This is a genomic window from Ruegeria sp. HKCCD7221, assembly GCF_013031225.1.
In the GTDB taxonomy this organism is placed as follows: domain Bacteria; phylum Pseudomonadota; class Alphaproteobacteria; order Rhodobacterales; family Rhodobacteraceae; genus Ruegeria.
In genome coordinates this window covers 1-21,674 of the sequence record NZ_WPZE01000008.1, presented here as the reverse complement: position 1 = coordinate 21,674, position 21,674 = coordinate 1, and the positions used below count along the sequence as shown (strand labels likewise).

20 protein-coding genes and 1 pseudogene are annotated in these 21,674 nt (G+C 53.1%); 12 read left to right on the top strand and 9 right to left on the bottom strand.

What is annotated here, in order from left to right; all coding sequences use genetic code 11:
* Positions 1–9: 9 nt before the first annotated feature.
* The gene (groL, locus tag GOX73_RS16855; protein ID WP_171135012.1) at positions 10–1,650 is read left to right on the top strand and encodes a chaperonin GroEL; all 1,641 of its coding nucleotides are present in this window, start codon (positions 10–12) and stop codon (positions 1,648–1,650) included.
* A gap of 12 nt (positions 1,651–1,662) precedes the next feature.
* Here groL and GOX73_RS16850 read toward each other — a convergent pair whose 3' ends face one another.
* Positions 1,663–1,995, bottom strand: a complete 333-nt coding sequence (locus GOX73_RS16850) for a hypothetical protein (RefSeq protein ID WP_171135011.1) — start codon at positions 1,993–1,995, stop codon at positions 1,663–1,665.
* Positions 1,996–2,007: 12 nt separating this feature from the next.
* Between GOX73_RS16850 and GOX73_RS16845 the strand changes: the two genes are divergently transcribed.
* Positions 2,008–3,318, top strand: a complete 1,311-nt coding sequence (locus GOX73_RS16845) for an MFS transporter (protein WP_171127185.1) — start codon at positions 2,008–2,010, stop codon at positions 3,316–3,318.
* A gap of 206 nt (positions 3,319–3,524) precedes the next feature.
* On the opposite strand, the gene GOX73_RS16840 is transcribed toward GOX73_RS16845, so the two are convergent.
* Together GOX73_RS16840 and GOX73_RS16835 are read right to left on the bottom strand one after the other, a co-directional pair.
* Positions 3,525–4,076, bottom strand: coding sequence for a 2OG-Fe(II) oxygenase (locus GOX73_RS16840; RefSeq protein ID WP_170621322.1), 552 nt, complete (start codon positions 4,074–4,076; stop codon positions 3,525–3,527).
* A gap of 146 nt (positions 4,077–4,222) precedes the next feature.
* Entirely contained in the window at positions 4,223–4,999 is a 777-nt protein-coding gene (locus tag GOX73_RS16835; protein ID WP_371808659.1) for an alpha/beta-hydrolase family protein, read from the bottom strand.
* A 177-nt stretch (positions 5,000–5,176) separates the two neighbouring features.
* On the opposite strand from GOX73_RS16835, the gene GOX73_RS16830 reads away from it, so the two are divergent.
* The 4 genes from GOX73_RS16830 to GOX73_RS16815 all read left to right on the top strand — a co-directional run bounded on the left by GOX73_RS16830 (position 5,177) and on the right by GOX73_RS16815 (position 10,033).
* Entirely contained in the window at positions 5,177–5,362 is a 186-nt protein-coding gene (locus GOX73_RS16830) for a hypothetical protein (RefSeq protein ID WP_058284053.1), read from the top strand.
* A 66-nt stretch (positions 5,363–5,428) separates the two neighbouring features.
* Entirely contained in the window at positions 5,429–7,429 is a 2,001-nt protein-coding gene (locus tag GOX73_RS16825; RefSeq protein ID WP_217351015.1) for an alkyl/aryl-sulfatase, read from the top strand.
* Positions 7,430–7,477: 48 nt separating this feature from the next.
* Positions 7,478–9,172, top strand: a complete 1,695-nt coding sequence (locus tag GOX73_RS16820; RefSeq protein ID WP_171127186.1) for a SulP family inorganic anion transporter — start codon at positions 7,478–7,480, stop codon at positions 9,170–9,172.
* Complete coding sequence (locus GOX73_RS16815) at positions 9,173–10,033, top strand: hypothetical protein (RefSeq protein ID WP_171127187.1); 861 nt, start codon at positions 9,173–9,175, stop codon at positions 10,031–10,033.
* Positions 10,034–10,095: 62 nt separating this feature from the next.
* Here GOX73_RS16815 and GOX73_RS16810 read toward each other — a convergent pair whose 3' ends face one another.
* From GOX73_RS16810 to GOX73_RS16800, 3 genes are all read right to left on the bottom strand, one after another.
* Positions 10,096–10,674 carry a DUF3611 family protein gene (locus GOX73_RS16810; protein WP_170621342.1) on the bottom strand — a complete coding sequence of 193 codons (579 nt, stop codon included), beginning with the start codon at positions 10,672–10,674 and terminating at the stop codon, positions 10,096–10,098.
* Positions 10,675–10,755: 81 nt separating this feature from the next.
* Positions 10,756–11,274: a DUF1269 domain-containing protein gene (locus tag GOX73_RS16805; protein ID WP_058284048.1), complete on the bottom strand. Its 519-nt coding sequence runs from the start codon at positions 11,272–11,274 to the stop codon at positions 10,756–10,758.
* A 93-nt stretch (positions 11,275–11,367) separates the two neighbouring features.
* Positions 11,368–13,476: an alkyl/aryl-sulfatase gene (locus tag GOX73_RS16800; RefSeq protein WP_170676892.1), complete on the bottom strand. Its 2,109-nt coding sequence runs from the start codon at positions 13,474–13,476 to the stop codon at positions 11,368–11,370.
* A gap of 234 nt (positions 13,477–13,710) precedes the next feature.
* On the opposite strand from GOX73_RS16800, the gene GOX73_RS16795 reads away from it, so the two are divergent.
* The 4 genes from GOX73_RS16795 (at position 13,711) to GOX73_RS20960 (ending at position 15,991) form a co-directional block, all read left to right on the top strand.
* Positions 13,711–14,178, top strand: coding sequence for a hypothetical protein (locus tag GOX73_RS16795; RefSeq protein WP_170621345.1), 468 nt, complete (start codon positions 13,711–13,713; stop codon positions 14,176–14,178).
* A 1-nt stretch (position 14,179) separates the two neighbouring features.
* On the top strand, positions 14,180–14,566 hold the full coding sequence (locus tag GOX73_RS16790) for a hypothetical protein (RefSeq protein WP_170621347.1): 387 nt from the start codon (positions 14,180–14,182) through the stop codon (positions 14,564–14,566).
* 505 nt (positions 14,567–15,071) lie between these two features.
* Complete coding sequence (locus tag GOX73_RS16785) at positions 15,072–15,701, top strand: hypothetical protein (protein WP_171127189.1); 630 nt, start codon at positions 15,072–15,074, stop codon at positions 15,699–15,701.
* A gap of 56 nt (positions 15,702–15,757) precedes the next feature.
* Positions 15,758–15,991 (top strand): glycine zipper 2TM domain-containing protein, encoded by a 234-nt coding sequence (locus GOX73_RS20960; protein ID WP_170516990.1) that lies wholly within the window; start codon positions 15,758–15,760, stop codon positions 15,989–15,991.
* Between the two features lie 128 nt (positions 15,992–16,119).
* Here GOX73_RS20960 and GOX73_RS16775 read toward each other — a convergent pair whose 3' ends face one another.
* Complete coding sequence (locus GOX73_RS16775) at positions 16,120–17,565, bottom strand: phospholipase D-like domain-containing protein (RefSeq protein ID WP_171127190.1); 1,446 nt, start codon at positions 17,563–17,565, stop codon at positions 16,120–16,122.
* Positions 17,566–17,867: 302 nt separating this feature from the next.
* Between GOX73_RS16775 and GOX73_RS16770 the strand changes: the two genes are divergently transcribed.
* Positions 17,868–18,464: a DUF6088 family protein gene (locus GOX73_RS16770; protein WP_171127191.1), complete on the top strand. Its 597-nt coding sequence runs from the start codon at positions 17,868–17,870 to the stop codon at positions 18,462–18,464.
* 107 nt (positions 18,465–18,571) lie between these two features.
* Positions 18,572–18,748: pseudogene (locus GOX73_RS16765) on the top strand (DDE-type integrase/transposase/recombinase); the annotation flags it as partial.
* Between the two features lie 128 nt (positions 18,749–18,876).
* Here GOX73_RS16765 and GOX73_RS16760 read toward each other — a convergent pair.
* Together GOX73_RS16760 and GOX73_RS16755 are read right to left on the bottom strand one after the other, a co-directional pair.
* Positions 18,877–19,440: a hypothetical protein gene (locus GOX73_RS16760; RefSeq protein ID WP_171127192.1), complete on the bottom strand. Its 564-nt coding sequence runs from the start codon at positions 19,438–19,440 to the stop codon at positions 18,877–18,879.
* A 43-nt stretch (positions 19,441–19,483) separates the two neighbouring features.
* Entirely contained in the window at positions 19,484–21,208 is a 1,725-nt protein-coding gene (locus GOX73_RS16755) for an amidohydrolase (protein WP_171127193.1), read from the bottom strand.
* Positions 21,209–21,674: the final 466 nt, after the last annotated feature.

The following is a 21,674-nucleotide window of genomic DNA, read 5'->3' as shown; positions in this document are numbered from 1 at the left end:
AGAAACGACATGGCTGCAAAGGACGTCAAGTTCGACACCGATGCCCGTAACCGCATGCTGGCAGGTGTGAACATCCTGGCCGATGCCGTTAAAGTGACGCTGGGCCCCAAAGGCCGCAACGTGGTTCTGGACAAATCCTTCGGCGCGCCGCGCATCACCAAAGACGGTGTCTCGGTTGCCAAGGAAATCGAACTGGAAGACAAGTTCGAAAACATGGGCGCGCAGATGGTGAAAGAAGTCGCCAGCCGCACCAATGACGAAGCCGGTGACGGCACCACCACTGCAACCGTTCTGGCCCAAGCCATCGTTCGCGAAGGTCTGAAGCAGGTTGCAGCTGGCCTGAACCCGATGGACCTGAAGCGCGGCATCGACCTGGCAACTGCCAAAGTCGTTGCAGGCATCAAAGACGCGTCGCGTGAAGTCAAAGACTCGGCGGAAGTGGCTCAGGTTGGCACCATCTCGGCCAACGGCGAAGCCGAAATCGGCCAGCAGATCGCAGACGCGATGCAGAAAGTTGGCAACGAAGGCGTTATCACCGTCGAAGAAAACAAAGGTCTGGAAACCGAGACCGATGTTGTCGAAGGTATGCAGTTCGACCGTGGCTACCTGTCGCCTTACTTCGTCACCAACGCAGACAAGATGATTGCAGAACTCGACGACTGCATGATCCTGCTGCACGAAAAGAAACTGTCTTCGCTGCAGCCGATGGTTCCGCTGCTCGAGCAGGTGATCCAGTCGCAAAAACCGCTGCTGATCATCGCGGAAGACGTTGAAGGCGAAGCGCTGGCAACTCTGGTTGTCAACAAACTGCGCGGCGGCCTGAAAATTGCTGCTGTCAAAGCACCGGGCTTCGGCGATCGCCGCAAAGCCATGCTGCAGGACATCGCAATCCTGACCGGCGGTCAGGTCATCAGCGAAGATCTGGGCATGAAGCTCGAGTCCGTCACCATGGACATGCTGGGCACCGCCAAGAAAATCGAAATCACCAAAGACGAAACCACCATCGTCGACGGTGCTGGCGAGAAAGCCGAGATCGAAGCACGTGTTGCTCAGATCCGCACTCAGATCGAAGAAACTTCGTCGGACTACGACCGTGAGAAACTGCAAGAGCGCGTTGCCAAACTGGCAGGCGGTGTTGCTGTGATCCGCGTCGGCGGCATGACCGAAGTTGAAGTGAAAGAGCGTAAAGACCGTGTGGACGATGCTCTGAACGCAACGCGCGCAGCCGTTCAGGAAGGCGTTGTTGTCGGCGGTGGTGTTGCTCTGGTTCAGGCCGGCAAAGCACTGGAAACTCTGGAAGGCGCAAATGCTGACCAGAACGCAGGCATCAACATCGTTCGTAAGGCAATCGAAGCGCCGCTGCGCCAGATCGCCGAGAACGCAGGTGTCGACGGCGCGGTTGTTGCTGGCAAGGTTCGCGAATCCTCGGACGCAGCCTTTGGTTTCAACGCTCAGTCGGAAGAATATGGCGACATGTTCTCGTTCGGCGTGATCGACCCGGCCAAAGTTGTCCGTACCGCTCTGGAAGACGCGGCATCGGTTGCTGGCCTGCTGGTTACCACCGAAGCGATGGTTGCAGACAAGCCGCAGAAAGACGCACCTGCCGCCGGCGGCATGCCCGACATGGGCGGTATGGGTGGCATGATGTAAGCTGTCTAAGCCTTAGTGCATATGGACGGGGTCGCCTTCGGGCGGCCTCGTTTCGTTTATGGCGCTGCAACCACCGACCAACCCGCTGAAATGCTGACCGCCCTGCCAGCATTCTTTTCCAAATTGATGGTCGCAATGCTCCATTCGAAAATCCAGCCCGAGTTCAAGCAATCCCTTCGCTGTAATCAGCGTTGAAAATTGAACGCCAGCGAAGCGGGTTCCCAAAAAGAAAAAACGAAATTCAGTTATGGAATTTTTATAACTTACACGATTAGCAAAAACGACATCGGGTCGCTGCCAGGAGAGAAAAAATGAGGAAACAGGTTTGACTGATTCCCAGTCCATTGAGCACTTCTCATGCACGAACGCCGAATACCAGAATGGCTTCGCCATGCGCCAGCACCCAGCGTGCAGGGATTCGCCATTCTGGCGGGAACGGAGGCGATTGCCAGGGGTATTTTGATTTCTGTCTTTCCGGTAGCGATATACAACGCGCTGAAGGATGCGCGATTTGTATCCGAAATTTATTTCGCCATTGGCGCAGTTTCACTCTTGATCGGTCTTCTGGTTCCCTACCTGATCCGGTTTGTCCCAAGGAGATTGGTCTATGTATTCGGCACTCTTTCGTACGTCGCGGGTGCGGTTATGACGACCGTTGCGACGCCTGCCGCCGTTATTGCGGGGCTCGCACTCACGACTTTCGCCGTTGTGACGACATTTGTGTGCTTCAACGCCTATGTACTCGACCATGTTGCCAGGATTGAACTGGGACGTTTTGAGACATCCCGGCTTTTCTACAGTGCGCTGGGTTGGACGGCTGGCCCTGCGCTAGGCGCGATATTGTACGAATGGTGGCAACCTGCGCCGTTCCTGATTGCAGCCGGTGCGGCGATTGTCATGCTGCTCATCTTTCTTGTTATGCGCCTCGGAAACGGCAGGCTCATCACCAAAAGTCAAAGCACTCCCGCAAATCCGTTCGCCTATTTCGGGAGGTTTTTTGCGCAACCACGATTGGTTGCCGGATGGGTATTCGCAGTCGTTCGTTCCTGCGGGTGGTGGATTTATGTCGTATACCTGCCCATCTATGCGGTTCAGAACGGGCTAGGCAGCCAACTAGGAGGGATTGCTTTGTCGATTTCCAATGCCGCCCTGTTTTGCACCCCGCTGATGCTTCGGTTTATGCAGCGCAGTTCGGTGCGCACAGTAGTCAGAACCGGATTCCTCATGTCCGGGCTGCTATTTCTATTTGCTGGAGTTCCATTCGGAATCCCTGAAGTCACAATCGCGTTCTTAATGATGGGCTCGATTTTCCTGATCTTGCTCGATGTTTCCGCAGGTTTGCCGTTCCTCCTCGCAGTCAAACCTTCCGAACGAACTGAGATGTCAGCAATTTACGCGAGCTTTCGCGATGTTTCGGGTATTATTACACCTGGTGCCGCCTGGCTGGTTCTTCTCGTGGCACCGCTCTCTGGTGTGTTCGCCGCGGGTGGTGCAGGTTTGCTTTGGACGTGGGTTCTGGCTCGTAAGCTGCACCCCCGGCTGGGTCAGACACGCATATCAGTCGAAAGTACTTCAATGGAAGCTGGTAAAGTTGCTGCTGATATGGTGAGCCTGCCAAACTTAGCCCATGAGAAATCAGTCGCCAGTCGCTTACCGACGGATACATAATAGAGGCCAGCCATTGAGTGACCAAAGCAACTCAGGCGTCAGTACCGTGCGGAATTCCAGGATTAAGCAGAGGCGTTGGACTACAAAAAATGCCATTTAAGCGAGAATGTTAAAGGCAAGCCTAACTCTTTCGACTCTGTTTTATACACGAAAGGAATCGTTAGCCTTGTAGTCTCGGACTCTTAGTCAAACGAGTACGAAAATCATCACCGAAACGCCGGGCCATGTGCCCAGACCGTCAACGAATACCGATCACCATTCTCAACCGGTGTCACTTGATGCAACAAAAAGCTTGGAAAGATGGTCGCGCTCCCTTGATACCGGCTGGCCGTTACAGCATACGCACCCGGCATAATCTCCAAGTCACCGCCGTCGTACATCCCGGGTTTGCTGAGTTGAACGACCAGCGACAGCTTTCTTTTTCGGGCGACTGACCCGTCGCCGATATCGGAATGCCACGCAAAATGACCACCATCTGATGCTTTATAGCAGGCAATCTGCGGACTTTCGGCGAACTCGCTCAGATCGAAGCCAAACTTGTCGGTGTTGGAGCGACGGACAACATTGATCAGGCGTGACATCACCCAATCAGAGCCTTCGACGTCGTCCAGCCAAGTCACATCCGCTCTGCGCAGATTATGATCCTTGTTCTGCCCAACAAGCAGAGCCTCGTTTGCCGGGGCTTTTTGTGATGCAGCAACAATTTGCTCACATTCCCGCGCGGTAAATGCACCGGGAATCGAATGAACTTCCAGCATTCTGTACACCATTCTTGATTGGTACTAAATTTTGCCAAGATGCACAGATGGCGCTGCGCTGTTTTCGACCTAAGAGGCTGAAAGCGACGTAATTTTTCTGCAATCTCAATTGTTTTGGGTCCAGCAATCCGGATTTGGAATTCACCCTAGGCATGCCCATGTCCAGGTGGTGTCCCGAAAGATAATGCCATATCGAGCGCCAACTGAAACTTGGTCACAACCGGTATAAATGTAAGGTGTTCTGAAACATCTTCCGCGGGCGGTTCTTTCATCCATGGAGGAGCGCGCCAGAAGGAAAACGGATCGTAAAAGACAATTGGATCACTTGAATACTGCAAGAAGACAATTCGCATCTGGCCCCAATCAGCCGCAGCCTCAGACGCATCCGCAAAGTGGGAAGCGTAGCGAACAATCGAACCATCACCAATTGTAGGCAAAACCCAAGGGCTGCCCGGTTGTCGGGAATTCTGCACACGCTGCCAAAAGTCTGAAGGAAATGGCGGCCCCGCCCAGAACGCTCCGTCGATAGGATCACCAACCAGACGAAACAGGTTGGTTGCATACATCGACGACCAGGCCCCGAGACTTAGTCCGTGCGCATATAACCTGGGGCGGTCTTCTTTCGGGAGGGTTCGCCAATAGTCATGCACAACTTCCATAAGAGCGGTCGCCTGATCCAGGCCAGTGCGGGTTTCAAGAACCAAAGCAAGTGGTGATTGCATATAGGAATACTGGACGCTTACGGTCGCTATATCACCGTTGTGCATGTATTCGACGGGATCATGCGATCCCGGATCCATCCAACCGGTTCCGGTGGGGCTTGTAACAATCAGGATCTTTCGTTCAAATGCACCAAGGCGTTTCAGCTCCGCCAAGGCCAATTCCGCCCGCTCCATTGGTGTGTCGGCATTTGCCCGACCCACATAAACCCTTATTGGGTCCGACAAAACCTAAGCATAATGATATTCTTACATATAGAATACATTATCTTTTTGTTGCCGAGTGCCAGTCTTTGCATCGGCACGTGTTGTGTCCGTGCGACCTATCACGCGGTGCAATCGGGGATTTGGAAACAATGATCATTCGGGGGGAAGATCAACATGTCGTCAAACAACACCGATCCAAACGACAAGAATGAACGGCATCGGGCACCGCTTTTTGGTATGGCCGGCGTCGTAGGCTTTGTCGCAATCCTTTTTGTCCTGTTCATGGTCTATCTATTCACTCGTTCAGAGGGCCCGACCCGGATCGCTCCCGTCGGCGGTGATGCAACCCAAAGCGAATAAACTATCCAACCTTCACGGATCGGTTCTGTTCAGGAATCTCTCATTACAATCAGGAGCAATTTGATCATGCCCAGCGAACGGCCACATTTTCATGCCAAAGGCAATCCTCCGTCACAGCACACCAAATCCGTTCTGGAGGCCGCACACGATGCCTTGCCTTTCGACGATACCCGCGACTTCGACGAATGCGAACGCGGTCTGATCGCAAAAATGGAGCATCCTAAAATCATGGCGGATGCAGGCAACGTTGCGTGGGACATGGGGCAGTTCGATTTCATTGACGAGGCGGATAGCTACGAAAGCATTCACCCGTCGCTGTTTCGTCAGGCAAAGCTGAACCAGGACTACGGACTATATGAGGTCGTCGAGGGTATTTATCAAATCCGCGGTTTCGATCTGTCCCAGATGTCTTTTGTTCGCGGGAAAACTGGTTGGATCGTTTTCGACGTGATGGTGTCAGCGGAAACCGCACGCGCCGGGTTGGAACTGTTTCGATCACATATTGGCGGAGAGCTTCCCATTACCGCTGTGATCTACTCGCACAATCATGTGGATCATTGGGGCGGGATAAAGGGTATCATATCGGAAGAAGATGTGGCGGCCGGCAAAGTTGAAATCATCGCTCCCGTTGGCTTCATGGACAATACGGTGTCCGAAAACGTTTATGCTGGTAACGCTATGAATCGCAGGGCTTATTACCAGTACGGTATTCTACTACCCGTTGATCCACATGGCTATGTCACACAGGGTCTGGGGCAGGCTGCATCACGTGGCGCTGTGACACTGATTGCCCCTACGCGGATCGTCTCAAAAGACTATGAGGAATTCGAGGTGGATGGCATTCCGATGGTCTTCCAAAACACGCCGGATACTGAGGCGCCGTCGGAAATGAACACCTACATTCCCGGCATGAAGGCTTTGTGGATGGCCGAAAATGTCACCCACTGCTTGCACAATATCTATACCCTTCGCGGCGCTCCAGTACGCGACGCGTTGGTTTGGTCAAAGTACATAGCGCAGGCCTTGTACCGATTTGGTCAAGAGGCCGAAGTTATGTTCGCCGCGCACCACTGGCCGCGATGGGGAAATGCGAGGATTCAAGAGGTGCTGCGGGCGCAGCGCGATATCTACGCGAATATGAACAATCAGGTTCTTCATCACGCAAACAACGGCGTCACAATCAACCAAATCCATAACGTCTACAAAGTCCCCGAGGGTCTTCAGAAACACTGGCACGCTCGCGGTTACCATGGCTCACCTGAGCATAACAGCCGTGGTGTAATCCAGCGATACCTCGGATTTTGGGACTGTAATCCCGCAACACTGATTCCGCCTTCACCGGAAAACTCAGCGCCGGTTTACGTCCGAATGATGGGCGGGGCCGAGGCAATTGTCGCCAATTGCCGCGAAATGTACGACGCTGGTGACTATTTGATGGTTGCTGAAATTCTGAACAAGGTTGCGCTTGCCGAACCCGAAAACGAAGTCGCTCGTGATCTTCTCGCGGATGCCTTCGAGCAAATCGGTTATCAGCAGGAAAACCCTGGGCTTCGCAACTCATTCTTGGCGGGCGCTTTTGAATTGCGATCCGGTATCCCTTCCGGGCAGGCCGTCAAAACAACCAATCCTGACGTTATGCGCGCCATGTCGACTGAGCTGTTTCTGAACTTCCTCGGAATCCGGCTCGATAGCGAAAAAGCTAAGGGGCTGAGGTTTACGATCAATCTGAGAACTCCGGATAATGGAGAGGAATTTATTGTCGAACTGGAAAACGCGACGTTAACGAACACAAAGGGGTATCAGGCTGAAACTGCTGACCTGACGCTGGCGATTGACCGCGCAAAGCTGGAAGAAACTCTGGCCGGAGAGAAGAGTTTTGAACAACACATTGCCGAAGGGTCCGCGCAGATCACGGGTGACCCTTCCATTCTGAAAACACTGGCCAGTCTGCTGGTGGATTTCGACCCAAAATACGAAGTCTTTCCGGGCACACGCGCCAGTGATGAACAATCCATTGAACACGACCCCTATGACGCGGAAGAACTGAAGGGCGTGGTGCCTGAGTGATGTGGTGCTCCCGCGCCAAATACCCAAAATATACTGGATCGCGGCCGCATGCTTGACGGGTTGAAGATTGATCGCAGGAACGTGGTTTCGGATCTTGTCGCAGGTGCCACGTTCGCAATCGTCAACGTTCCGCAAGGAATGGCCAATGCTGTTCTTGCGACCGTCAACCCTGTCGCTGGTCTTTACGCGCTAATGGTCGCCATGCCCGTCGGCGCAATCTTCACCAGTTCCGTTTTTATGAATGTATCAACGACTGGCGCACTATCGGTCGCCGTCGGTGAGGCATTGTATGGGGTTGAGGACGATAGAAAGATCGGCGCATTGATCGGCCTGGTTATGATGATTGGGATGGTGCAGTTGATTTTTGGGCTGCTGCGTATGGGGCGGCTGGTCCGATATGTATCCAACTCGGTGATGACAGGATTTATTACCGGGATTGCAGCTCTGATCATTCTTGGCTCTATTCCTGATATCACTCGGTTTGAGAGCGCACAGCCAAATCATTTGTTGCGCCTTTCCGATACCGCATTGAACTGGCGTAGTTTCGATACCGCTTCGGTTACTATCGGCGTGGCCACAATTGTCCTTATTTTTCTGATCCAGCAAACGCGATTAAGTAAGTTCTCGCTGATCCTTGCTCTGGGTGCGACAACCGGGTTGGCCACGCTGTTTCAAGGCGGCTCGATCGTGCTGGTGAAAGATGTCGCGATCATTCCCCGAAGCTTGCCCACGCCAATGCTGCCGGACTTAAGCTACTTTCCAGAACTGATCTTGCCCGCCATTGCCATCGCAGTGATCGGGTTGGTACAGGGCGCCGGTGTTGGTCAAAGCTATCCGAACCCCGATGGGCGGTTTCCAGATACTTCGCGTGATTTCGTCGGCCAAGGCGCAGCCAATCTCACAGCAAGCGTGTTTGGTTCGATCCCTTCAGGTGGGTCAATGTCGGGAACGGCTGTCAGTGTTCAGGCCGGAGCGTGTTCGCGCTGGTCAAACATCTTTGCGGGCGTAACAGTGGTATTGATCGTCTTTTTGTTCGTGGACATGGTCAAACTTGTTCCGATGGCCGGTCTGGGTGGGCTTTTGTTCGTGGTGGGCGTGCAGAATGTCCAACCCAAGTCTATTGCTGTCATTTGGCGGACCGGAACGATGGCCCGTGCTGGTTTTACTGCGACGCTGGTGGCAACGCTGTTATTGCCGCTGCAGTTTGCAATCCTGTTGGGCATCGCAATCTCTTTCGTTCTTCAAATTCTGCGCTCCGCTAACCAGATCGAAGTTCGGCAGATCTCCTTGGTCGAAGGGGGCTTCCCAATAGAGCGGCCTGGTGCGTCCGCTCTTGAGGAAGGCGAAATTACGGTTCTTCGCATTCGCGGAGAACTGTTCTTTGCGTCGGCGCAGGCTCTTGAAGCTCAGTTGCCCGAAGCAGATACGGGACGCCATTCAGTGGTATTATTGGTGCTTCGTGACGTTGACGACTTGGGAAGCACGATCATTCGATTGCTAAGCCGATACTCTAAAGAGCTTGAACATCACGACAGCAAGCTGGTTTTGACCGGTGTGAACAACAAGTTGCAAGGGCAATTGAAACGAACCGGACTGCTGAAGCGATTATCGCAAGAGAGCATCTTTGAGGAGCAACCTGAAATCGGGGCGGCGCTGAATGATGCCATGGAACAGTCCCGTATTTGGATCGATGCGAAACGCAGTCAGTCATCCAGCATTTCGGGATCAGAAGGACGTAAATAGATGCCCGAAGTCGTGTTGATTTTTACAGGTGTTGTCGTTTTTGCTCAGATGTATGGGCTGGGAACCCGGCAAGAGGTTGGAAGCATTCGTGCGCTGTTGTCCGATACTTCGCTTTTGTTTCGTTCCCTGATTTCAGTTCTCGTCGTGATGCCTTTGGCAACACTCGTTCTAATTATTTTGCTTCCCGTGCGTCCTGAGGTTGCTCTGGGTTTGGCCATCTTGGCCGCTGCACCCGGTGCGCCTCTCACAACGCGCCGGTCCGAAGCCGCAGCCGCCGATTTCAACTATGTTGGGTCATTGCAGTTGCTTCTTGCTCTGTTGGCAGTGGTTTTTACGCCGTTTGCGCTGTTCTTATTTAGTCATCTGCCCCAGGTCGCGGCTACTCCTGTTTCGTTGGGTACTGTGGCCGCTCAGGTCGGGCTGGTGACTTTTCTACCGGCAGTGCTTGGATGGGCATCGGCGCGCGCGGTACCGCGATTGCGAAATCGCCACAACAAGGTGGTGGCGATTGTGTCCAAGGGACTTTATCTCTTGTTCCTTGCCGCTCTTTTGGCTGCGCTGGCGCTTTTGCCAGACCTACGGCAATCACTTGCAATTGGGTGGACCACTGCGTTTTCGGTCGTCATACTTTGTGCCGTCGCGTTAGCGAGTGGCTACACGCTTGGGGGCCCGGTCAGATCGAAAAGAGCGGGCCTTGCCATCGCAACAATTGCGAGGAACATAGGATTGTCTCTCTATATTGCTGAACAGTCAGAATTGTCTTACCCGGCAATTCCAACAATCCTGCTTTTTGCGCTGATCGGGGTTTGTATGGCTTTACCGGCCTCGGTCGTGTTCAAGCGGTTTTTGGGTGGCTCATAGCACGACTATATGCCCTACTCTGGAATTCGGTAAGGTTTCGCGAAAGCAAGTGCATTGCCTATTCAGGCGTCTTTTCCGCCCAGAGAACGAGAGATCAGGAAAACGATACGCAAAGAAATCGCCACAACAAGCAACTCAGCGGTCAGCGTTAAGAGTAGGGTCATGATGCTTACTGCATCAACCGCCGAAATCGTGTAGGGGCTGGCACCGGTTTCAGCTGCGGATATCTGCAAGCCAACTTGAGGGTTGGCCAGCATTGTGACCAGAAGCGCAAAAGCTGCTCCAAACAATGAAACAATTGTCAGAACAGCGCCGATCGTTCCGACCCAAACGCCGATCCACACGCGACTTTGAAGCCGGGCGGCTGAGGGGTCATCTCCAGTCTCTTTCAGCTTTCGTCCCAAAGACAAATAATGCCAACACCAAAATGTGGTGAAAGCGGGCAGGATCAAACCCAAGAAGGACAACACGTTGCCCACGCCTGCGCCACCTCCGACAACGCCAAGGACAACGCCGCCCAGTACAACGACAATGATCAAAAAAACCAGCTGAACCCAGAAACCGATCTGGCCAAGCTTGACGAGCGCATCTGCGACGCGCCCGGTGTTTTCCCCATGCCAATTAGCGGATTCGCCTACCATATTGCAGTGCTCCCAACCTAAACCCTATGATTTGAAGAAGGTCGTCCACACTTTGGCTTGGCGACCGATCTCTATCAAAAATCACTGGCTATGCGCAGCGGCGAGCGCTTCGCGGAGTTTGTCTTCTTGTTCCTGCGATAGGGACGTCTGAAGTATCTTCGGGTCGTATTGTTCGATCTCGGCGATCACTTTGTCCGGTGTGGCCTTGGCGACAAGCAGAAACAGAGCCGATGAATTTGGTTGGATGGTCTCGCCCAGTTCTTTGATGAAATCATCATTGATGCCGTAATCGGAAAGGGACCCTCCAAGCGCTCCCATTGCCGCCCCGGCCAAACCTCCCACTGCCATGCCGGCGAGTGGGTTGAGAACAAGAATACCGGCCAACATACCAACTATTGCACCGGTGCTCAGGCCCGTACTGGCGCCAATTCGGGTCATGTTCACTGACTGCTTAATGTGTATGTCTCCCTCTTCGGGTCGCACAACGACGCAGGCGTCCAGCAGGTCGATCAATTCCTGTTTTTTGAGCTGTCGTAGTTTTGTCAAAACAGCATCTGCACTGTCGACACCATCAAATGAAAGAACAACAAGATCAGCCATTGGAGTCTCTTCGGGTGATTTGGATTACATCGTTAAAATCGTATTGGAGTGTAAAAGTGGGTAACGCGGGTCCGAAGGGACCCGCGCAAAACATCATTCGATAACGACCTGACCAGTCACCGCCTGCAACGGCTCGGCCTCTGCTACCTCGGTTGGACCGGTACTTGTCCCAGGCAAAACTTCGAACAGAGGATCGAACTCAACCATGGCTCCAGCGAGTTTGATCAGAACGCTGACGTCACCATCAGCCGTTGCGCGACCGTCGGCCAGCAAGTCCTCGAAATCAGCCTCTCCGGTCATCACAAGTTCCAAATCGGATCGGTTCAAGGTTAGAGTCAGATCTGGCTCATCGAAGGCGAAACCTTCGACATTTGTGAGTGTTGCCTTGGCCAGCTCGATCGCAAACATCTCACCATTGTCGGGTGTGCTTAGGTTCATCGTAAACTCGATGCCTTCGGCCTTGCGGCTGTCCATCTTGATCGCAAGGAAATCAAGGAACAGCTCAGTCGACATCGCGCGTATCACCTCTGGGCTGGACGTGTCGGCCGTTTCACCGGTGGGGATGCCAGAACGAAGTTCATAGGCACCGGACAGGAAGCTGTTCCGCAGGCCCGGGTTCTCTTGCTGGTAGCCAAGCTGTTCGTAAACGTCTGCTAACAAATCTTTTACTTCCTGATCTGATGGATCCGACAGGAACAGTTTGTTCAGAATCTCGGACGCTTCGAAATATTGCCCTGCATTGTGCAGTTCCAAACCCTTGGCCATAATTGGATCCTTTCCGCCCATCATCTCGACGTAGAGCGGAGCAGAAGCTTCGGGTTCTAACGGTATCAGGGTCGCTGGGTTGCAATCCCAGAAACCAAGGAACCGCTGCACAACGCCGCGCGAATTGTGCTGAGGTGAGCCGTGATAGCCACGTGTATGCCATGTCTGCTGCAAACCCTGTGACGGTTCATAGTGGTGATGTATCTGGTTAATCGTCACGCCCTGATTGGCCAGATGCAGGGTCTGGTTATTCATATGGGCATAAAGGTCGCGCTGATCTCTCAGAACCTGCTGCACGCGGTCATTGCCCCAGCGCGGCCAATGGTGCGAAGCGAACATGACGTCTGCCTCTTGCCCGAACAGGAACAGGGCACGAGAGATGTACTTTGACCATCGAAGGGCATCGCGCACTGGCGCGCCACGCAATGTATAGATGTTGTGCAACGTGGCTGTCACGTTTTCCGCCATCCACAGGGCCTTCATGTCTGGGATGTAAGTATTCATCTCAGACGGCGCTTCAGTGTTAGGTGTGTTCTGGAAGATCATCCGCACGCCATCGACCTCGAATTCTTCGATGTCGTCCTCCACAATCCGGGTTGGCGCGATCAGGCCAGTGGCACCTGCTGAAACGCGCTTGCCGAGACCCTGATTGACGAACCCATGCGGGGCCACAGGCAACAACAGACCATATTGGTAAAATAGCCGGCGGTTCATTGCGTTGCCCGCGAACACGTTCTCGGAAATTGTGTGTTCCATGAAATCGCGCGGAGCAATGATTTCGACATTCCCGGAATCGACGTCCTCCTGCGAAACGATGCCACGAACGCCTGCCCAATGATCGCCGTGGGAATGAGAATAGATCACGGCCGTAATCGGCAACCCTTCGCCTTTGTGTTCCGAGAACAATTCCCATGCGGCTCGCGCCGTTTCGGCCGAAACCAGCGGGTCAATGGCGATCCAACCCGTTTTACCGCGCACGAATGAGATGTCGGACAAATCAAACCCGCGCACCTGATAGATGCCGGGTATTACCTCGTACAGACCATAGTTCTGATTCAGCTTGCTGATACGCATCAATGACGGGTGGATACTGTCGTACTCGTCTTGCTCGTCGATGAAATCAAATGCGCCCCGGTCCCAGGCGACATTGCCCGCGTCTGCCATGATCTGAGGTTCCGGCATCTGGGCAATGAAACCCTTGGCAACTTCGTCAAAGTCCTGAGTGTCTGAGAAAGGCAGTGTTTCTTTCGCTTCGGCCAGGATTTTGAGCGTGTGCTCGGACGGTGCTTTTCCTTTAGGGTGAAAGTGGCCTTCTAATGGCGCGGCTGTCGACGTGGTTTGTGCTGCTGCTTCTTCCGACAAAAAAGTAGGACTTACCGCAAAGGCGGCCCCAATTGCAGGAACAGTTTTCATGAAGTCGCGCCGATTAGGTGCCATCGAATTTCCCCCTTTTGATCAAGCTGTCTGAAAAGCACTGCCTCACATCCTAACATTTAAGTGTCATTGTGCTACGATTAAGATTTAGGCAGTCTTGCATGGCTCAACATCCAGCACGGCTCGCGGATGTATTGAATACCTGAGTATTTTCTGACGATTGGGCCGTCATAAGTGAGCCCAGCAACAAAGGACGCGATTTAAAAATAGGTGGATCATAGATCAGGGGGAGACACGATGGCAGTTACCTGCAACGCCTCTTTGTCGAGGCGAGATTTTATTAACCTGGCTGCTGCTGCTTGTCTTTGTTGCATCTCAAGTTGCGCCCCGTTCGACCGCAGTAGTGCGATCAGCGACATAAATTCTGAGCTTGCAGCTGCGTTGGAACGGATACCTTCTGATGATGGCTCAGATCTGGTTCAGATCGCCCGGGAGATTGAGGCGAATTCAACACAGATGATCCAGGCGCACGCGGCCTTTATTGAAGAGTTCAACCGGTTGTCCGCCAACCGTTCGGTATCACGTGCCGAATTGATAGCTGTTTCAGACAGATATGACACCGAACGCCGTTCGCAACGCGATAACCTGCTGGTATTGCAGGGGCAATTGCAGGCGGCAATCCCGGAAGAGTACTGGCCGGAAGTTGCTGAAATTCTGTACGAAAAGGCAGACATAGTCGCCTCGGGAACCAGTTTGGAGTTGTGAGATGCCAGTAATTGCGACGATAACCGCGGTCACTTTCTTGTTGGATGGATCGTCTGATTTGACACCATCATTTCTGGAGCCCAATACGCTGAGAACCGACTTGGATAAGGCTATTTCGCCCGCAGACAGCGATGTCCGGACCGCGGCTTTGAAAATTGTGAGCGACTTGGAGGTTGCCGTTGATCGGTTCCGTGCCGCGGTCGAAGGCGCTGCGGACAAAGCCATTCTCGGTTCCACGGACAAATCAGCATCGGCATCGTCCACAAGAGCCATTTTTAATGAACTGGATCGGGAAAGAGATCGAGCGATAAGCGCGGTACTCGATTCACGTGACCAACTCGTTTCGCTTTTGGATCAGGAGACCTGGTCGCGAGTATTCGATGGGTAATGTCTATTGAGAAAGGGGGCAATGTTCACCCTGTCGTCGCTGCAACGCTATCCATAAAGTCGGCGAATACGTTTATTTGGTGCATTGGATGATGATGCATCCCAAGAGGCGTGCTCAAAGTGCCTGCAAACGATGCCGCTACTTTTTGTCTTTTTCGTTTTTTTGGTCCTTTGAGGGCGCTCGCCAAAATGAGGCCGCGCCCCAAATCACCAGAACAACCGTAACTATGCCGCCCACAATAAATTCCATATCCAGATGATAGCCACGCGAGCTTGTTGGCGCAACTTTTCAACACCGCGAAAAAGACAAGGTGAAGTTTAGGCTTCCGTTTTGCACAACTGAAAAACCCTTCGCAATTTTCAGTTTGGGCCAAGCTTTAAATGCGTTTCGGATACCAAAATGAGCGCTACCAGACCGCGCGCTTGACCGATCTGACTGCAGGGGGCAGTCTGTGGCATGCTCAACTACCCGTGACCCTTTCGACTTTCAGTAGGTAGGTGCCGTCGTGATAGACGCTGACTTAAAAAACAAGTTTCTGGTTGCGGCGGCGACTTTGGCGCTTTCGCTTATTGCTTTCTCCGGGCCGTCGTGGGGGAACAGCGGGACTGGTGTTCAGACAAGCTGCGGCGGGGATGCTTCCGACAATTGGACCTTTACCACGGATGCGCTCGACGGCCGGTTTCTGCATGTAATCTGGACGGGGCCGCAAGGCGAGACGCGGGTTTCGACGCTTAACTACTACGCGACCAATACCGAGGGTTACCCTGTTTTTACAGGCACCTTTCTGGATGTTGCCGAAGTAATACTTGTGGATAAGTCTGGTGGCGCACCGAAAAACGATTCAGAAGTCATGGTTTTTACGGAGGATTGGGGCTGGGTCGCGGGTAATTGCCGGGAGCTTGGCAAAACCGGTTCCTCAGACGTGTCCGGTACAGAATTTGTGCGCAAAAACCTTGTGGGAAGCCGCGATGCGTCGGCCACAAACTGGTTGCAACGCAATGGTTTCGCTCGCGAAAGTATATTGGAATTTTCTGAAATCGGCAAAATTGAACGCTGGCAAATGGATCAGGGGGATGCAATCGAAGTCGTCTTCTACCACGGCATCGTATCTGACGTCCATTTGGCTGTGAAATAGAACCATTTGTCCGAGCGCACGAATGGTTGGGACACATGTAGCAAACGGAGGATCCTATGAAAGGAATTGTTAGGGCAACTGTGGTGTTGATTTTTTGTGGGGCAAGTCTTGCCGCTTGCACAAATAATCAAGGCGTGAATGCGGCCTCTGGAGCACTTGTTGGCGCGGCGGTGGGGAACCAAATCGGTTCCGGTAGTGGGAGAACAGCTGCAACTCTGGTAGGAGCCGCTGCTGGTGCGCAAATTGGCGCTAACGCTTGCGGCGGACAGAACCAACCCCCGTGCACTTGAGGCGCCATTGGGCCGTCGTCTGCCTCTGAAAAACAGACAGCACGATCCCATTGAGCGGCAACCAGGGTCATGGCAGTCAAGTTTCTTGAGCCTTCGGGAAATTCGGGCCTGAGTCTAAGTTGTGCATCCTACAGGTAGGGGGAAAGTAGCCGGGCGAAACCGTTGCGCAATTTGGTCAATAGCGGGAGATCATTGATCTCTTCCAGGCCAATTTCCCGAGCGCCAAGTGCTTTTGAGTCAAGTATGGCATGGAGTTCTTCCGACAGCTCTCGGTGATAACATTCAACGTTGAACTCAAAATTCAATCGCAGGCTTCTGGGATCCCAATTTGTGCTTCCAACAAGAGCCCAAACGTCGTCCACGAGCATGAGTTTCGTATGATCGAACGGTGGCTTGATGAAGAAAACCCGGCAACCATGTTCCAAAATTTGCCCGATCTGCCCCAAAGCTGCCCACTCGACAACCTTAACGTTGTTGTTGGATGGCAGGTAGATTTCGACCTTGATGCCACGGAGCGCCGCCACTGAAAGCGCTTCTATCAGCCGAGAATCCGGTAGAAAATATGGGCTGACGATACGCACCCGTTCCCGCGCGGCCGACAGCGCTGCGAAAATGAGTTTGCTGAGCGTCTCGAAATCCTCGTCTGGTCCGTGCGAAATCCCCCGCGACCAGACCGTGCCATGGCGGGTAAGCTCTGGAAACCATGCCGGGCCGCTCAACTGTTCACCCGTGGTGAAGGCCCAGTCCGTGACAAACACTTGTTTGAAGTGGCTTACAACCGGCCCCTCGAATTTGAAGTGCAGGCATTGTGTCGGCGCCTCAGGATCGAGGTTCAGGCAATGCGCTTCACGAATATTGGTGCCGCCTGTGAAGCCAATGCAGCCATCCACAACAAGGATTTTTCTGTGATTTCTGAGGTTTGAAAAGCGGCGTGAGGAGAACCCGCTCGTAGGAAGAAAACTCGCGGCTTCAATGCCCACCTCTTCCAAACGAGTAACCATATTTTCTTTGCTGTAGCGCGCGCCAACGCAGTCGATAAGAACGCGCAATACCACGCCGCGATCCTTGGCGCGGACGAGCGCATTCAAGAATTCTTCTCCTGCTCGGTCGCTGTCAAAAATATAGCTCAACAATCCAACCGATAATTTGGCACTATCTATGGCCGCGATCATCTCCGGAAAGGCCTCATCACCATCTCGCAGGCAATCGACCGTGTTTCCCGGCAAGAGTGGCTTTGCGCTAAGAGCTTCCCCGGCACGGGCTAATCCGGCCAAGTGAGGTAGTTGGATATTAGCCTCTTCAAACAACACTCTCTCACTTTCCGAGAGAGAGAAACCTGGAATTCGGCGCATGGTGTCTGACAGGCCCATCCGTGTACCAGCCCGGTTGATCCGATTGACGCCCAGTATGATGTACGCCAACGAGCCAACAAACGGCGCAAGCCAAGCAAGGGCTGACCAGCCAATGGCCGCGCGTGTATCGCGCTTTCTCAGAACAGCATGCACAGTGACTCCGAAGGCTAAAGACACCTGCGCAAGCGTGACGAGAAATGCCCACAGGTAGACGAGGCTCAAAATACGATCCTCCGAATGCAGCTACACCACTTGAAGCCTCACCCTATCTCTTTTGATTAACAAGGGTGCAAAAAGTTTGGTTTTGAAATGCTTGGATCCAGCCGTTCTACCACTGACATCACGCTTGGCGCACCTCATAAGCCGTCTCCGAGCCTAACCAACGCCTGCTTATCGCCATTCTGCGGACCTCGACGAACGGTGCAGCGAAGGTCTGCTTCCCGCCTAACTTACAAAATCACCCAGATACTCTGCTAACTTGTAAGTCAGAAAAAAGTATTATATTTTCTGACAAGGAGAAAACTATGATCACTTCATCGATTAGACAACGCATCATCGGAAAAGGCCGGGGCTCAATCTTTGCGCCAACCGACTTTCTGGATATTGGCTCCCGCGCAAGTGTGGATCAGGCATTGTCGCGTTTGGCGGATCAAGGGATGATCCGACGGTTAACGCGTGGGCTTTATGACTATCCGAGAAAGAGCGCCCGATTAGGGCTGTTGTCTCCGTCAGCCGATGACATTGCCAAAGCGATTGCACGCAAAGACAATCAGGTTCTACAGCCCTCCCCTGCCATGGCAGCCAACCAGTTGGGGCTGTCGACCCAAGTGCCGTCCAAGCCGACTTACATGACCGACGGCCCGACCCGCACCAAGACAGTTGGTCGACAAGTCATCCAGTTCCGGAATGCATCATCCAAAACGCTAGTTGGTGCAGGCCAGAAAACCGGCGCCGTATTTCAGGCGTTACGCTATGTTGGCAAAAACCGGGTGGATAGCCGTGTTGTCGACACGCTGGCCCGCAATCTGGATGTTAAGGACCGCGCATTGCTCGCAAGACAAAGTAGATATGTTCCGGCCTGGATGCACCCGGTAGTGCAGCAAATCGTGGCATGGGTCTGATCTTGGACCAGTTTGCCAACGATACTCCAAAGAACCGTGAAGAAGCGTTTCAGGAAACGGCCGCAAAGCTTGGCATTTCCAAGGCAATCGTTGAGAAGGATTTCTGGGTCGTGGAACAGGACCACCGTTTCATCAAGAGACGCACGCGGCCAATGCTGGGGTTCAAGGCCTTTGCTTCAGCGGCGGCAACGCTCGACGGAATAGAAGTGGCGCATATGATCCGCAAGGGTCAAATCACGCCCGGACTCCGCCCATTTCAGCAGTTCGCCGAGCTCGCCACCTGACTCACAAGCGATTTCTGAAACAACTCAACGGGCTCAAATCTTTGCAACAAAACCCCGGCGCCCACACCTTAATAACGCCGTGGGTAATGTAAAATTAATGCGGCTTCCCGTAAAAAATGCGACATGACCTAATTTCTGGGCTCGAAAGACGCCTTCGATATTCCGCTGAAAACCCCGATAAGGGTGTCACCGGCCTGTAACTGCGAGACGATCAAGAGATCGTTTTCCACCATTGAGTCAAAATTGAGGGCGTGCCGCCAGCCAGAATACAGGACGTTTACGGTCGTCGTGACATTGTAATCCGAAATCGTTTTGAGTTCAGCGGCGGTTAGGATATCGGGCGCGCGGTCATCACTGTAAAAGCGGATAGCTGCGACTTCGATTGCAAGAAGGACAGTAAGCGTTCCACCATCCTTCAAATTGGCAGCAACCGTCGGCGCCATTTCCTGCGCGAGTCTGTTTAGGGACTTAACGGACCAGGAGTGATAGGAAATGCCTGGTCTCTTCAGGTAAGGTCTGGCCTGAACAAGACCTGTCTTGCGCGCCGCCATATCCGCCATGAAAGCCACTTTGGCCTCTGGGTGGCGCTCAAACAGCATGGCCCATTGCAATGGATTGCCGCATGCACTCGACTGCCCCGCCATTCCAAGCATCAAACCCGAAGCTAGCAAGGCTTTCAGAGAGTACTTCATGGTAAATCCCCTTTCGGCTTTGGTTTTGCGTTCCAGAGTCCGGTTACTGCTTGGTATGATCCCACGTAACCTTGCCGTCCATGATGGTGTAGAGCACCTCGACCTCTGATATATCGTTAGGATCGATATCATACAAATTTTCCGCCAAGACGACCAAATCGGCCCGTTTGCCCATTTCGAGACTGCCGATCAAATCTTCCATCCGGAGTTCGAGGGCAGGGTAGATTGTTGAAGCCCGCAACGCGGTGTCCACACTGACACCAGCACCCTCGCCCCCTAAAGGTGGTACGTCTTTGCGCCCATCTATGGTTCTGGTCACTGCGGTCTCGATCGCAACTAGCGGTCTGTACTCCGAAATCCACCCTGAAACGGGCCAGTCAGCACCCAGAACGACCTTGCCACCTGCTTCTGCGATTTGCTTCATCGGGAACATTTCCTGAACCCTTTCCGTACCCAGCTTGACGTCGGAAACTAATTGCAGGTTCGGATCATAGCTCATCCAGGCGCCTGAGCTGTTCCAAAACACGCCAAGTTCACCAAATCGCGGAATATCATCGGGGTGCACTGAGTTGCCGTGCGCGACGGCGAACCGGCGGTCACGTTCAGGGTTGGTTTGGATCGCAGCCTCAACAGCATCGAGCATTATTCGTACCGCTCCGTCGCCAAAGCAATGGCATACGGAATCAATACCCAACGCGTCGGCACGTACTACCGCATCAATGATCACATCACGTGGTATAATCGGATCCGGGTTGGTGTTTGGATTATCGGCGTAACCATCAACGTAAAGTGCGCTGTCGCTGTCGTCTCCACCATCCACATTGATCTTTATCTTAAGCGGTTTGGCATTTTCGTAAGTAAACTCAGCTGTCAGGGCCTGAATTTCGGCCACGGGATCAACATTTCCGTCATTCCAGTAATAAACCCCGCGAACGCGGAAGGGCATCGAGCCATCTTTGACAAGCTCTTCTACAATCCGAAAACCCTCGTCCTGACCGATGCCTTGAAATCCAAGATCTTGCATAGTGGTAATCCCGGATGCGGCAAATCGAGGGATCCATTCCTTGACGCCCTCCACCATATAGTCAGGTGTAATGTTAATCACACCGGATAGAACCTGCATCTGTGCCGGGATCTCGACGATCCAACCTGTCGGATTTCCATCGCTGTCTCGCTCAAAATAGGAATATCCGGGAACTGTGTCGGGTGTGTCTTTGTCAATGCCCGCCATTTCCAGAGCCTTGGAATTTACCCAAGCCTTGTGACCATCTATGGCCCAGAGAAACATCGGGCGCTCGCTTTCGATTTCATCTAGCATAGCGGCAGTAGGGTTCCCGTCAGACCAGGGCGTAAACCGAACGCCGTATCCCATTACGACCTCGTCGTCGGTTTCGGCGGTGTAAGCCCGCAGGCGCTCGAAAATTTCGTCGCTGTCATCGGATTGAAGGTCTACTCCGTTCATGATCAGCCCACCGGCAAAAACGTGAATATGACCTTCGACGAAACCGGGAATGACCATGGCACCATCGAGATCAATTACCTTTGTTCCGATGCCTATCACTTCCTTAAGGCCGCCGGCATTGCCGACGTAAACGATTTCTCCATCTTCGATACCAATGGCTTCGACGACGGTACCGGCATCGTCCATTGTGTGAACCGATCCATTTATCAGCGCATAGTCAGCGGTGGGGTTTTCACGTCCGGTTTGAGCGTAACTTGCTGTTGCCAAAAGGCTCGTGGTAGCAGCCGAAATTATCACTTTGCGCATGATTTAATTGGTCCCCTGTGTGTTTTTACCGTTCAGGTGAAAATGAGATACCTGAACTTGAATGGTCTGTTTTGTCTTCCGGTCGGCGACTGAGTAACTTCATAAAAACCGACGCGCAGGTCCGATGCCGCCCCTTTCTCATCTTTGGATATGATTGCTTTTCCCAAGGCCTAACTCAGCAGCATCAGCCTTGCCTCGTCATCATCAGGTGCAATCCAATCATATGATATTACATTATTATACCAAATTACCTGCCACTACCAAGGCCGTAGATCAGGATCGTTTGCACAATGGCCGTGTTGAAACCGCTCTCGCCCCACGTTTGCGCAAGAAGGCCACCCCAAGACCGCGCAATAGAACCCAAATGACCCGGTGTTCAGTATTAAGATGACACCGGGCTTTGTGGCGCGCTAGGCTCAGGACTCATAGCCAAAAGATAACGAGTGCGGCGAGCGCGATTGCAGAG

What these genes read in the sequence shown, in the direction of transcription:
- groL (WP_171135012.1), top strand. Translation starts at nt 10, where the DNA reads ATGGCTGCAAAGGACGTCAAGTTCGACACCGATGCCCGTAACCGCATG.
- GOX73_RS16850 (WP_171135011.1), bottom strand. Translation starts at nt 1,995, where the DNA reads ATGGACTGGGAATCAGTCAAACCTGTTTCCTCATTTTTTCTCTCCTGG.
- GOX73_RS16845 (WP_171127185.1), top strand. Translation starts at nt 2,008, where the DNA reads ATGCACGAACGCCGAATACCAGAATGGCTTCGCCATGCGCCAGCACCC.
- GOX73_RS16840 (WP_170621322.1), bottom strand. Translation starts at nt 4,076, where the DNA reads ATGCTGGAAGTTCATTCGATTCCCGGTGCATTTACCGCGCGGGAATGT.
- GOX73_RS16830 (WP_058284053.1), top strand. Translation starts at nt 5,177, where the DNA reads ATGTCGTCAAACAACACCGATCCAAACGACAAGAATGAACGGCATCGG.
- GOX73_RS16825 (WP_217351015.1), top strand. Translation starts at nt 5,429, where the DNA reads ATGCCCAGCGAACGGCCACATTTTCATGCCAAAGGCAATCCTCCGTCA.
- GOX73_RS16820 (WP_171127186.1), top strand. Translation starts at nt 7,478, where the DNA reads ATGCTTGACGGGTTGAAGATTGATCGCAGGAACGTGGTTTCGGATCTT.
- GOX73_RS16815 (WP_171127187.1), top strand. Translation starts at nt 9,173, where the DNA reads ATGCCCGAAGTCGTGTTGATTTTTACAGGTGTTGTCGTTTTTGCTCAG.
- GOX73_RS16810 (WP_170621342.1), bottom strand. Translation starts at nt 10,674, where the DNA reads ATGGTAGGCGAATCCGCTAATTGGCATGGGGAAAACACCGGGCGCGTC.
- GOX73_RS16805 (WP_058284048.1), bottom strand. Translation starts at nt 11,274, where the DNA reads ATGGCTGATCTTGTTGTTCTTTCATTTGATGGTGTCGACAGTGCAGAT.
- GOX73_RS16800 (WP_170676892.1), bottom strand. Translation starts at nt 13,476, where the DNA reads ATGGCACCTAATCGGCGCGACTTCATGAAAACTGTTCCTGCAATTGGG.
- GOX73_RS16795 (WP_170621345.1), top strand. Translation starts at nt 13,711, where the DNA reads ATGGCAGTTACCTGCAACGCCTCTTTGTCGAGGCGAGATTTTATTAAC.
- GOX73_RS16790 (WP_170621347.1), top strand. Translation starts at nt 14,180, where the DNA reads ATGCCAGTAATTGCGACGATAACCGCGGTCACTTTCTTGTTGGATGGA.
- GOX73_RS20960 (WP_170516990.1), top strand. Translation starts at nt 15,758, where the DNA reads ATGAAAGGAATTGTTAGGGCAACTGTGGTGTTGATTTTTTGTGGGGCA.
- GOX73_RS16770 (WP_171127191.1), top strand. Translation starts at nt 17,868, where the DNA reads ATGATCACTTCATCGATTAGACAACGCATCATCGGAAAAGGCCGGGGC.
- GOX73_RS16760 (WP_171127192.1), bottom strand. Translation starts at nt 19,440, where the DNA reads ATGAAGTACTCTCTGAAAGCCTTGCTAGCTTCGGGTTTGATGCTTGGA.
- GOX73_RS16755 (WP_171127193.1), bottom strand. Translation starts at nt 21,208, where the DNA reads ATGCGCAAAGTGATAATTTCGGCTGCTACCACGAGCCTTTTGGCAACA.